Here is an 11,689-nt window from a genome sequence, read left to right as displayed (position 1 = left end):
GGACGCGGCACGCCGGGCCCCGTCACGGGGCGCCTCGGCGGGTGCACCGCCGCAGGACCAGGCCGAGGAGGATCAGCGACAGTCCCGCCGGGAGCGGGTCGAGCCGCGATCCGGTGAAGGGGAGGACCGGAACGACCGCCGGGTCGCAGGAGCCGCCGACACCGCAGGCCGCAGGGAAGGGCCCTTCCGCGTCCGGCTCCAGAAATCCTCCCGCCTCCTCGTCGAGGTGATCCCCCGCCCTCCGCGACGGGACAGGCCCGCCCCGGGTCCCCTCACTCCCGGCCGGGGCCTCCTCGAGAACCGCGTCCGCCCCGGCGGCCGGAACCTCCCCGGGTGACGCCTCCGTCCCCGTGACGGCGTTCACCCCGGTAACCGTGTCCGCCGTGACAGCGTTCACCCCGGCCACCGCGTCCGCTCCCGTGACCGCGTTCACCTCGGGCACCGCGTCCGCTCCCGTGAGCGCGTTCACCTCGGGCACCACATCCGCCGCGACGGCCGTTGCCTCCTCGGGAGCCGCATCCGCCCCGGCGGCCGGAACCTCCTCGGGCACCTGCTTCGGGGGGATCGTCGCGTCCTCCACGGGGATCCGCTGGGCGCAGCCGAGATTCGTCCCGGGAACGGGACCGGAGAGCCTGGCGGCCCCGGCCCCGGTCCCGGCTCCGGGCATCGGTGCGGGTGCCGGAGCCGGGCAGTTCGTGCCGCCTCCACCGGCCTGAACGGCGCTGTCCAGCACGCGGTCCCCGGTACCGGGAGCGTTGACGGTCACGCCGTAGGTGATCGTGACCGTGTCGCCCGCGGGGACGTCGCCGGTCCACACCAGCCTCGGCGCGACGTAGGAGACGACCCCGTGCGTGGCTCGCGCGTCGCCGTTGTAGGTGGCGTCGTCGAGCACCCGGGAGAGCAGTCCGGTGAGCGAGGCGCCCTGGTAGGCGGCGGTTCCGACGTTGCCGACGGTGACGGTGTAGGTGACCACCTCACCCGGCACGGCCCTGTCGTGGTCGGCGGTCATCAGGACGTACAGGAGCGGCAGGCCGGGCGCCTCGGCGCCCTCGCAGGGGGGGTCACCGGGACCGGATCCGCAGGCGGCCCCGCCGGGACCCGCCGGTTCCGTGGACAGGCGCAGATCCCCCGCCGGGGGATCGTTCACCACGATGTCGTAGGTGAGCGTCACCGCGTGCCCGGCCGCCAGGTCACCGGTCCAGGTAACCTCCGGCGCTTCGAAGGAGACCGTGCCCGAGGTGGCCGACAGGCCGGGGCCGAGGACCGCGTCGTCCAGCAGGCCCGACAGGTCGTCGGTGAAGGTGACATCGGCGCGGGGGACGTCTCCGGTGTTGCGCAGCCGGACGGTGTAGGTGACCTTCTGACCGGGTTTGGCGAGAACGGGCGAGGACGTCCTCACAACCTCGATCTCCGATCCGGCATCCTCCGGTCCGGCATCCTCCGGTCCGGCATCCTCCGACCCGGCATCCTCCGACCCGGCGTCCGCCTGTGGCCCGTCGGCATCCGCTCCGGGGACGGCAGAAGTGTCCCGCGAACCCCCAGGCGCCGTCGGCGCCCCCGGTGTCGCCTCCGGAACCGGCACGACCTTCACGGAAGGCGCGGTCTTCGGGGCCGGAACCGCCCGCGTGACCGACACGGCCGCCGTGGAGGGCACGGGCACCGGACGGGACGCGGCCGGCGCGACCGACGGCGTCGCGAGCACCGCGAGGGTCGCGAGCACCGCCCCCCACGCGGCGATCCCGCCGGCTCCGCCCATCCGGGCGGGACGTGACCAGGTACCGGTACGCAACACCACAAGCCCCTCGCTGACCCTTGTCCTCGATCTCGCCGGGGGGCTCAAGATCCACTGATTCGGTGGGGGATACCCGCGCCGGTGGCGCCTCACCGGCGGCGACGGCAAACTTCTGGCCCGCCGATCCCCAAGACCACCACCGAGTCCGGACAGGAGACCACGGAACGGGAACCACGGATCTCCGGCACCGGTCATGACATGGCACGCGTTCCTCCCACGCGTTCTGTCGGCGATGTCAGCCGAGGTCGCTCCTGCCCGCATATCCGCCCTGGTCGTGGACGCGCCGCCCGTGGCCGTAACCGCCGCGCGAGCCTCCCGGCCGTGCCATGATGTTCCCCGAACCGACCGTAATGATTTTCATAATCAGATGGGAACGTCGTCGTGAGGGTGGCATTCGTCGGCAAGGGCGGCAGCGGCAAGACGACTCTGTCGGCGCTGTTCGCGAGGTACACGGCGAGCCGGGGCGGCTCCGTCGTCGCCGTCGACGCCGACATCAACCAGCACCTGGGCATGGCACTGGGGCTGGACGAGAGGGCGTCACCGCGGCCCATGGGCTCGCACCTGACCGAGATCAAGGAGTACCTGCGGGGAGAGAATCCCCGCATCTCCTCGGCTTCGGCCATGGTCAAGACCACCCCGCCGGGGCGCGGCTCGCGGCTGCTCAGGCTGGACGGGCGGGACGACCCGATCCACTCCGGATTCGCCGTCGCCACGCCCGAGGGACCCAGGCTGATGGTCACCGGGCCGTTCGACGAGGACGACCTCGGGGTGGCGTGCTACCACTCCAAGGTCGGCGCGGTGGAGCTCTATCTCAACCACCTGCTCGACGGCGCGGGCGAGTACGTGGTGGTCGACATGACGGCCGGGGCCGACTCCTTCGCCTCGGGGCTGTTCACCCGCTTCGACATGACCTTCCTGGTGGCCGAGCCGACCCGGCAGGGCGTGGGCGTCTACCGCCAGTACCGCGACTACGCCGCCGACTACGGCGTGCCGCTCGCGGTGGTGGGCAACAAGATCCACGGTCCCGGCGACGTGGCGTTCCTGCGCGACCAGGTCGGCGACGACCTGCTGGTCTGCCTGGAGCACTCCGCCGCGATCCGCGCGATGGAGCAGGGCCGTCCCTTCACGCTTCGCGACCTGGAGCCGGCGAACTCCCTGGCGATGGGCAGGCTTCTGGACCATCTCGACGCCCAGGAGAAGGACTGGCCCCGCTTCGGACGCCAGGCCGTGCTGTTCCATCTGCGCAACGCGAAGGCCTGGGCGAACAGGGCCACCGGCGAGGACCTCGCGGACCAGATCGACCCCGGGTTCGTCTTCGGACCCACGCGAGTGTCGCTCTCCGGCTAGATGGAGTGATCACCGTTCCACACTTACTGTCTGAATGATCCCCTTTTGAGAGGAGAACGCAGCATGTCGCTGACCGTTTCCAACGATCTTCTCGTTCAGGCCAAGGCCGGAGAGGTGGACGACGCGGCCTTCGTGACCTGCGTCAGAGACTCCCTGCCCTACGCCTGGGCGTTGATCACCGGCCTGGTCGAGCAACGGGAGCGCACCGGCGCCGAGTTCGCGGACAACACCGTGCCCCCGCCGGACGAGACCGCACGCGGCCAGCTCCTGCGTGCCCTCGCCAGCGACGCCATGCGCGGCGCCCTGGAGCGTCACTTCGGGGTACGGCTCGCCTTCCAGAACTGCCACCGGGTCGCGGTCTTCGACCCGGCCGCCACCGGCGCCCACGCGGAGTTCGTCACCGCCAGGTCGCAGATCCTGAACCAGACGCCCGAGCTCGTCGACTGCTGACGGGCCTCATCCCGTGGTCGTGCCCGTCCCGTGCGGACGGGCGCGGCCGCGGACCCGGGGCAGCACCTCCGCCCCGAGCCGCTCGATGTTCTCGATGACGCGCGCGCGGTCGCCCGCCCCCTCGACCAGGAGGATCAGGTGCCGCAGGCCGGTGGCCGCGGCGGTCCGCTCGATCATCTCGACGCAGCGGCCGGGCGAGCCGACCGGATGCGTCTCGCAGAGGAAGTCCACGTACCCCCGGACGTCACGCGCGGGCCGCGCCCGCCCGTCCACGGGAACGTAACCCGCCAGGCCGGGTCCCAGCCAGCGCGGCATGGCCTCCCGCAGCTCCCGCACGGCACGCTCCGTCGTGTCGGCCACATGGCCCACCGCCGCCGCGAGATGCGTGGGCCCGGCGAACGGGTCCGCGGTCCCGTTCCCGCGCGCACCGGGGGCCCGTACACCTGTCCCGCGCGCACCGGGCGCCCGCGCGTCCGTCCCGCCCCCACCGGGTGTCCATGCACCGCTCCCGCGCCCATCGGGTTCCGGTGCCCCGGCCTCGTCCTCGTAGCGCCGGAGCATGACGGCCTTCTCCTCGTCGCCGATGTGCATGCCCAGCAGCATCGGCAACCCCCGCCGGGCGGCGAGCGCCACGGTCTCCGGAGAGGTGCACGCGACGACCGGCCGCAGCCTGGCCGCCGGGACCATCGGGACCCTCCTGAACCCGAAGAACTCCCCTCCGGCGGAGACCGCCCCCTCGGAGAGCGCCTCGCACAGCAGGTCGAGCGACTCGGCGAAACCGCGCTCGAACCTCGCCAGCCCCGTGCCGAACACCTCCAGGTCCACCCACGGCCCGCCCCTGCCCACCCCCAGGGTGAACCGGCCACCGGACACCTGGTCCAGGATCGCCGCCTGCTCCGCCAGGTCCACGGGGTGCCGGGTGGACAGCACGCTCACCGCCGTGCCGACCCCGATCCTGGTGGTGCGGCCCAGCGCCACACCGGCCAGCGTCGCCGCCGACGGGCACACGCCGTACGACATGAAGTGGTGTTCGGCGATCCAGGCGTCGTCGAAGCCCGCCCGCTCCGCCGCGACGACCGCCTCCACGGTGTCGCGCAGCACCTCGCCCGGCTCCCGGCCGGGGAACCCGGCGGCGACCAGGAAGACTCCGATCCGCATGCTCCGATGATGTCCCCGCCGCGCGGCTCCCGGTACCCGGTCCCGCGTACGGGTGCGTGCGACGGGGGGGCGGAAAGCCCGCAGGCGGGGGAAAAGAAGACGCCGGGCGTCCAGGTCACGCGCACGGCTCGCGCGGCACGGGCGGTGCCCGTCAGAAGAGGTCGAGCTGTCCTTCCCCTGCCAGCGGGTTGCGATGCCTCTTCAGGTGGCGCCACCGGGGCAGGTCGTCGAGGTAGGACCAGGAGAGCCGGTGGTGTTCCGTCGGGCCCAGCTCGGCCAGGGCCGCCTGGTGGACCGGCGAGGGATACCCGGCGTTGGCGGCGAACCCGTACGCGTCCAGGCCCAGCGAGGCCATGTGGGCGTCCCTGCGGACCTTGGCGACCACGGAGGCGGCGGCGACGGAGACGCACGACAGGTCGCCCTTGATCTCGCAGCGTACGGCCCAGGGGGCGCCCAGGTAGTCGTGCTTGCCGTCGAGGACGACCACGTCGGGCCTGACGGGCAGGGCGGCCAGTGCCCTGCCGGCCGCCCGGCGCAGCGCCTCGGTCATCCCCAGCTCGTCGATCTCCCGGTGGGACGCCTCGCCGTAGCCGATCCCTGCCGCCCAGGCGGTGATCTCACCCACCATGGCGGCGCGGCGGGCGGGGGTGAGCAGCTTGGAGTCGGTGAGCCCGGCGGGCGGCTCCGACAGGTCGGTGACGACGGCGCAGACCGCCACCGGGCCGGCCCAGGCCCCGCGCCCGACCTCGTCCACCCCGGCGACCAGCTTGGATCCGCCGTCGTTCAGCAACCGTTCGAGCGCGTAGGAGGGAGGCACGTGCCGACGGTACCGGGAGGCGGGCCGCCGGGCGGGAACGGGAACACGGCGACCCGCCGGACCCCCGGAACCCTGAGGAACGTCCGGAACCAAAAAAGCCCGAGTCCCGACAAAAGGAATGAATAACGTTAACACCTCCAATAAAGGAGGAATAAGCATTCCAGTGCTTGAACCAGAACCGTCCGGCGGGCCCGCCCGGGCCCGCCGGAGGTCCCGCCGTCACTCCTCGCCGTTGTCGGCGTCGGCCTCGTAGATGTAGCGCCACTTGCCGCACAGGGTCTTCCTGCCCTCGTGCCTGTCCCAGTAGCACACCCTGACCTGCAGGTTGTCGATCTCGTGCTGCGTGAAGTGGAAGGGCGCGTACCCGCTGGAGCCGCACTTGCGCGCCCAGTAGTTCTTCTCGTCACCGTCGTGCGTCTCGAACTTGAACTGGGCGTAACCGCACAGGCGGTTCGGCGAGTGCGGGTCGTAGAGCCTGCCCTGGAGGTGGACGCGGTCGTCGTCGTCGGTCCAGACGTGCCCCTTGGCCTTGGCGCGGGAGTCGTCGTCGTACTTGGAGTAGTGGTAGCCCCAGTACTCGTCGTAGTCGCCGGAGGCGACCACGGCGGCGGTCCGGGGGGCGGCCGCGGGGGCGGCGAGGGCCGGGGAGGCGAGGGCCGGGACGCCGAGCGCGAGGACGGCGGTGGCGGCGGTGAGTCCGAGGAACGTTCGGGTGGAGGGGCGCATGGTGGTTCTCCTTGGGGAGCCGGGCTCCCGTTCTTTCGGGGGAGCCATGCCCCAATTGATAGGGCCTGTCGCCTGCACCGGGCCTGCAGCGCCTTTACGCGCACCTGATACCTGCATGCAATCTGCTGACATGTCGGGCATGGCCGCCCCCGTCAGGGGCCACGCCCGACATGCGGAGCATGACAAGCACGGCTCAACGACCGATCAACGGAGAATCAACGCCCCCGTTAACAGGCATCTCTGCGCCTATGTGGTAAGCAAGGGAGGACTTATTATTTGTCAATAGAACTTTCCGGTGGGGTGGAGATCCAGGTAATGGCTGTTCAGGACGGCGAAGACGGGCTGAGATTCGCCGTACTGGGTCCCGTCCGGGCCTGGCGTGCAGGGTCGGAACTCGATCTGGGAACCCCCTTGCAACGCTCCATTCTCGCGATGCTGCTGCTCAGGGAGAGCCGGGCGGTGACCCCGGCCGAGATGATCGACGCGATCTGGGGGGAGGACGCGCCGCCCCGGGCGCTCGGCGCGCTGCGCACCTACGTCTCCCGGCTGCGTTCGGTGCTGGAGCCCGGCAGGTCGCCGCGCACCCGCCCCGAGCTGCTGACCTCCGTCGGCAGGGGGTACGCGCTGCAACTGGACCCCGAGACCCTCGACCTGACCCTGTTCGAGCGCGGCGTCTCCGAGGCCGAGACCGCGCGTCGCGCGGGTGACCTCGCCGAGGCCACCCGGAGCCTGCGCGCGAGCCTGGCGCTGTACACCGGCGAGCCGCTGGCCGGAGCCGTCGGCCCCTACGCCGAGCATCAGCGCGGCCGGCTCGCCGAGCGCCGGATGAACGTGCTGGAGGTCCTGATGGACCTGGACCTGGAGCTGGGCAGGCACGCCGACGTCATGTCCGAGCTGGTCGCCCTGGTCGGCGACCACCCGCTGCGCGAGCGGCTCCGCGTCCAGCTGATGCTGGCCTACTACCGCTGCGGGCGCAGGGCGGAGGCGCTGTCGACCTTCGCCGGCACCCGCGCCACCCTGATCGAGGAGCTGGGCATCGAGCCTGGCCCCGACCTGACGAGCATGCACCGGCGCATCCTCGCCGACGACCCCTCCCTCATGCCGGCCCGCACCGACCGGCCCGGCCAGGCGGGCCGTACGGGTGACACCTCCGGGCCCGGCGCGGCCCGCGACCCCGGAGCGGGAACGGGGACGGCGCGGGACGCTCCCGAGGGCCACCGGGGACGCGCCACGCCGGCGCCGGGGGACGGGGACACCCCCCGGGGCGACCGGACGGCACCGGAGTCCAGGGCCGCACCGGCGGTCGCGGAGCTGCCGCGCCCGGCGCAGCTGCCCGCCGCCGCGAGCGACTTCACCGGCCGGCGCCAGATCATCGCCCGGCTGCGCACCCTGCTGTCGGACCGCAACGGCTCCGAGGGCGTGCCGGTGGCGGCCATCTCCGGCATCGGCGGCGTGGGCAAGACGGCCCTGGCCGTGCACGTCGCCCACGCCATGCACGACCTGTTCCCCGACGGGCAGCTGTACGCCGACCTGCGCGGGTACGGCGAGGAGCCGGCCGCTCCCGACTCGGTGCTGGCGGCCTTCCTGCGCGGCCTCGGCCTGCCCGGCGACGCCCTCCCCGACGGCCTGGCGGAACGGTCGGCGCTGTTCCGCTCCCTGCTGGCCGAACGCCGGATGCTGGTGCTGCTGGACAATGCCCGCGACGCCGCCCAGGTGAGCCAGCTCCTGCCCGGTTCGACCGGTTGCGCGGCGATCGTGACCAGCCGTGGCAAGCTCGCCGACCTGGCCTCGGCCCGGCTGGTCGACCTGGACGTCATGGAGCCCGAGGAGGCCCTCGCGCTGTTCGGCACCGTCGCCGGCGCCGAGCGCGTGGAGGCGGAGCGCGGCTCGGCCATGGACGTGGTCGCCGCCTGCGGTTTCCTGCCGCTCGCGGTGCGGATCGTGGCCGCCCGGCTGGCCTCCCGGCCGTCCTGGACCGTCGCCTCGCTGGTGGCCCGGCTGGCCGACGAGCGCCGCCGCCTGGACGAGATGCGCGTGGGCGACCTGGCGGTGGAGGCGACCTTCGCCCTCGGGTACGGCCAGCTCGGCCCCGCCCAGGCCCGCGCGTTCCGGTTGCTCTCCCTGCCCGGGGGGCCGGACATCTCGGTCCTGGCCGCGTCCGCGCTGCTCGACCTGGACCCGATGGACACCGAGGACGTCCTGGAGTCCCTGGTGGACGCGAGCCTGCTGGAGGCCCCCACCCCCGGCCGCTACCGCTTCCACGACCTGCTCAAGCTCTTCGCCCGCCGTACCGCGGAACGGGTCGGCAACGCCGAGGAGGAGAGCTGCGCCGCCGGCGAGGTGGAGCACGGGGGGCGGCGCGGCTCCGAGGTGAGCGTGACCATCGGCGGCGAGGGCGAGAGGGCCCTGCGCCGGCTGCTGGAGTTCTACCTGGCGTCCGCGCGTTCGGCGCACCGCCTGGCCTACGAGGGCAGCACGGTCGCCGACCGGCTCGCGGTCACCGGGACCGGGCACGTCTTCGCCTCCGTCGACGAGGCCGTGTCCTGGCTGGCCGTGGAGGCGGAGTCGCTGTTCGCCTCGATCGCCAAGGTGACCTGCGCGGACGAGCCCGGCGAGCTGCTGGGAGGGGCCGACCTGCTGCTGGCCATGGAGCCGCTGCTGGAGTCGGGCAGCCACGCCCGCGAGTTCGAGAACCGGGCCCGGGAGATGCTGGCCGTCGCGCGGCGGCTCGGCGCCGCCGGCGGTGAGCTGCGCTGCCGCTACGTGCTGGGCCGCGTGCTGTTCGGCGCCAACCGGCTGGCCGAGGCCGAGGAGGAGTTCCGGATCTCGCTGGAGCTGTCGGACGCGGGCGACCGCATCGTGGCCGGGGAGGCGCTGAACGCGCTGGCCGTCGTGGCCGGGCGCATGCGGCGGCACGCCGAGGCCCTGACCTGGTTCGAGGCGGCGCGCGAGGAGTTCCGCCGGACCGGCGCACGGGGCGGGGAGGCCCTGACCCTCAGCTACTCCGCCCGCGACCATCTCTTCCTCGGCCAGCCGGAGGAGGCGATCGCCGCGGCGGAGCGCGGCCTGGCGCTGTTCATCGAGATGGGCTCCAACGCGGGTACCGCCAGGGCCCGCTACCACCTGGGGATGATCCTGTCGCGGGTCGGACGGCTCAACGAGGCGGTCCACCACCACGCCGAGTGCCTCGCCTTCTTCCGCGCCAGTGACCAGCGCGTCTGGGAACAGCGGGTCTGCTCCCGGCTGGCCGAGACGTTCATCCACGCGGGCCGCTTCCCCGACGCGACCCGCTACGCCGAGCAGGCGCTGTCGGTGAGCCGCGAGATCGGTCATCCCTACGGTGAGGCGCAGGCCCTATCGGTTCTCGGCAGGGCCCTCGCCGGTCTCGGTGACGCCGGGCGGGGCCGTGGCTGCCTGGAGAGGGCCCACCACCTGTTCACCAGGCTCGGGGCGCCGGAGGCCGAGGACCTGCGCCTCCTGCTGGAGCGCGAACCCGCCGACGCCGCCGACGCCGCCGACGGTGACCGGATCGGTGGTGCGAGTGCCGGTGCCGAAGGCGCCGAGCGTGACCGGGTCGATCGCTGACCCCAGGTCGTCGTACAGGTCCTCGTCGAGACGTGTCATCCAGACGTGGTTGATCAACGGTTGTCCCCTCGACGTGGCCCGCGGTCCCGGTGTGCGTGGATGTCCGGCCGGCCGTCTGAGCCGGGCGACGTGTAGGGGGCCCGGGTTGTCCGGTACGTCGCCCGCGGCTCGGCCGCCTCACCAGGACGACCGGCCGGACACGGCACGGCCCCTTCACCCCCGGGTCCGTGCCCCACGACCCACAGACTCCCTCGCCGCGTTTGACATTCGATTGACAGGCGTTAGCCGAGATATCCACAGCCTGTGGACGATCACCCTGTGGATATGTGGAAAAACCCTTCCGCGATCAGCGGGCGGAGTGCCGCGGGGGCCTTGGAGCGCAGGTCGGAGGGGTCCTCGCCGGTGAGCTCGGCGATCGCGGCGAGCAGCGGGCCCAGTGGATAGTCTCCGTCGCAGACACCCGCGAGAGCGGCCTCGACCGTCCCGACCCGCACGCTGCGGCCGAGCCCCGTGGTCTGCCGCAGCACGATCCGCGCCGGGTCCTCGGCGCCCGGCGGGCCGGTCCGCTCCTCCACCACCCCGTCGGCGACCACGAGCCGGGCGTCCAGCAGCTCGGCGTCGGTCAGCCGGTGGGCCGTGGTGACCGCCTCCAGCACCCGGTCCACGTACCCGCCGACCGGGAGCTCCACCGGCAGGCCGTACTCCTCCACCCGGACGACCGGGTCGAGGCTTCCGGAGTCGTTCAGCGTGATCCAGCCGAAGCCGATCCCGGTGACGTTCTCGGCCTCGAACCAGCCGAGCCAGTCGTCGTAAAGCTCGCGGTGACGCGCGGTGCCCTGCTCGGCGGCGTCCCGCAGCCACAGCTCGACGTACTCGGCGGGGTCCTGGACGTCGCGCTGGACCACCCAGCCGTCGCAGCCGGTCCCGGTGAGCCAGCCTCCCACCCGGTCGCGCCAGTCCTCCCCGGCGACGTGCATCCAGTTGGCCAGCAGGTGACACGTGCCGCCGGGGGCGAGGTGGCGGGGCGCGCCCCGGACCAGGTCGCGGCAGAAGTCGTCGGCGCGCAGGCCCGACTCGCGGTAGGTGAACCGCCCGGCGGGGGAGATCACGAACGGCGGGTTGGAGACCACCAGGTCGAAGCGCTCGCCCTCCACCGGCTCGAACAGGGAGCCCTGCCGGGCGTCGACCCCGTCGATCCCGGAGAGCGCCCAGCCGAGGCGGGCCAGTTCCAGGGCGCGCGGGTTGACGTCGGTGGCCGTGATCTCCTCCGCCCTGCCGTTCAGGTGCAGGACCTGCACCCCGCATCCGGTGCCGAGATCCAGGGCGCGGCCGACCGGGCGGCGGGAGGCGAGCTGGGCCAGGTTCGCCGAGGCGCCGCCCGCGCCCACGACGTGGTCCGGGCGCAGGGCCGGGTCGCCCGGCCTGACCTTGCGGTCGGAGACGAGGTAGCCGCCGGTCTCCCAGGGCTGCAGGTGCACCGTGGAGGTGACCCGGCCGTCCTCGACGCGGACCAGGCCCGCCGCGGCCAGCTCTGCCGCCCGCGGGCCCGGCGGCATCGCGCGCTCGTCGACGGGGACGCCCAGCCACCACAGCCGGATCAGGGTCGCCAGCGGGTCGCCCCCGGCGGTGGCGCGCAGGGCGGGGACGGTCTCCTCGCGGGACAGCGCGGTGGCGGCGACGTCGCCGAGACGCGTCCGGACGCCGTCGATGGTGTAGCCGGTCGCGAGCAGGAGCTCTCCGAGCCGGATCGGCAGATCGTTCACCGGGCAATCCTCGCACCGGGCGGGTCCCGGCCCTGCGGCGACCGGATCGTC

The 11,689-nt window shown here is 73.1% G+C and carries 9 protein-coding genes; 4 read left to right on the top strand and 5 right to left on the bottom strand.

The window, feature by feature from the left end; genetic code table 11:
- Positions 1 to 22: 22 nt before the first annotated feature.
- Positions 23 to 1,399: a hypothetical protein gene (locus ACLQ2R_RS04710; protein WP_425958017.1), complete on the bottom strand. Its 1,377-nt coding sequence runs from the start codon at positions 1,397 to 1,399 to the stop codon at positions 23 to 25.
- Between the two features lie 124 nt (positions 1,400 to 1,523).
- Between ACLQ2R_RS04710 and ACLQ2R_RS04705 the strand changes: the two genes are divergently transcribed.
- The 3 genes from ACLQ2R_RS04705 to ACLQ2R_RS04695 all read left to right on the top strand — a co-directional run bounded on the left by ACLQ2R_RS04705 (position 1,524) and on the right by ACLQ2R_RS04695 (position 3,589).
- Positions 1,524 to 1,850 (top strand): hypothetical protein, encoded by a 327-nt coding sequence (locus ACLQ2R_RS04705; RefSeq protein ID WP_425958016.1) that lies wholly within the window; start codon positions 1,524 to 1,526, stop codon positions 1,848 to 1,850.
- A gap of 323 nt (positions 1,851 to 2,173) precedes the next feature.
- Complete coding sequence (locus tag ACLQ2R_RS04700; RefSeq protein ID WP_425958015.1) at positions 2,174 to 3,139, top strand: ATP-binding protein; 966 nt, start codon at positions 2,174 to 2,176, stop codon at positions 3,137 to 3,139.
- Positions 3,140 to 3,202: 63 nt separating this feature from the next.
- The gene (locus ACLQ2R_RS04695; protein WP_425958014.1) at positions 3,203 to 3,589 is read left to right on the top strand and encodes an SCO5389 family protein; all 387 of its coding nucleotides are present in this window, start codon (positions 3,203 to 3,205) and stop codon (positions 3,587 to 3,589) included.
- A 6-nt stretch (positions 3,590 to 3,595) separates the two neighbouring features.
- Here the strand turns inward: ACLQ2R_RS04695 and ACLQ2R_RS04690 are convergent, their stop codons facing one another.
- The 3 genes from ACLQ2R_RS04690 to ACLQ2R_RS04680 all read right to left on the bottom strand — a co-directional run bounded on the left by ACLQ2R_RS04690 (position 3,596) and on the right by ACLQ2R_RS04680 (position 6,290).
- Entirely contained in the window at positions 3,596 to 4,747 is a 1,152-nt protein-coding gene (locus tag ACLQ2R_RS04690; protein ID WP_425958013.1) for an LLM class flavin-dependent oxidoreductase, read from the bottom strand.
- A 151-nt stretch (positions 4,748 to 4,898) separates the two neighbouring features.
- Positions 4,899 to 5,564, bottom strand: a complete 666-nt coding sequence (locus tag ACLQ2R_RS04685; RefSeq protein WP_425958012.1) for a ribonuclease HII — start codon at positions 5,562 to 5,564, stop codon at positions 4,899 to 4,901.
- Between the two features lie 219 nt (positions 5,565 to 5,783).
- Positions 5,784 to 6,290, bottom strand: coding sequence for a hypothetical protein (locus tag ACLQ2R_RS04680; RefSeq protein WP_425958011.1), 507 nt, complete (start codon positions 6,288 to 6,290; stop codon positions 5,784 to 5,786).
- A 411-nt stretch (positions 6,291 to 6,701) separates the two neighbouring features.
- Here ACLQ2R_RS04680 and ACLQ2R_RS04675 point away from each other — a divergent pair, with 411 nt between their 5' ends.
- Positions 6,702 to 9,875 (top strand): AfsR/SARP family transcriptional regulator, encoded by a 3,174-nt coding sequence (locus ACLQ2R_RS04675; RefSeq protein WP_425958009.1) that lies wholly within the window; start codon positions 6,702 to 6,704, stop codon positions 9,873 to 9,875.
- Between the two features lie 311 nt (positions 9,876 to 10,186).
- On the opposite strand, the gene ACLQ2R_RS04670 is transcribed toward ACLQ2R_RS04675, so the two are convergent.
- Positions 10,187 to 11,638: a DUF7059 domain-containing protein gene (locus tag ACLQ2R_RS04670; protein WP_425958008.1), complete on the bottom strand. Its 1,452-nt coding sequence runs from the start codon at positions 11,636 to 11,638 to the stop codon at positions 10,187 to 10,189.
- Positions 11,639 to 11,689: the final 51 nt, after the last annotated feature.

The organism is Streptosporangium sp. DT93 (assembly GCF_049844535.1).
GTDB lineage: Bacteria > Actinomycetota > Actinomycetes > Streptosporangiales > Streptosporangiaceae > Streptosporangium.
The sequence above is the reverse complement of the archived record's forward strand: the minus strand, read 5'-3'. Positions and strand labels throughout refer to the sequence as shown.

Coding starts and splice junctions, on each gene's coding strand:
- ACLQ2R_RS04690 (WP_425958013.1), bottom strand. CDS start 4,747: ATGCGGATCGGAGTCTTCCTGGTCGCCGCCGGGTTCCCCGGCCGGGAG.
- ACLQ2R_RS04680 (WP_425958011.1), bottom strand. CDS start 6,290: ATGCGCCCCTCCACCCGAACGTTCCTCGGACTCACCGCCGCCACCGCC.
- ACLQ2R_RS04695 (WP_425958014.1), top strand. CDS start 3,203: ATGTCGCTGACCGTTTCCAACGATCTTCTCGTTCAGGCCAAGGCCGGA.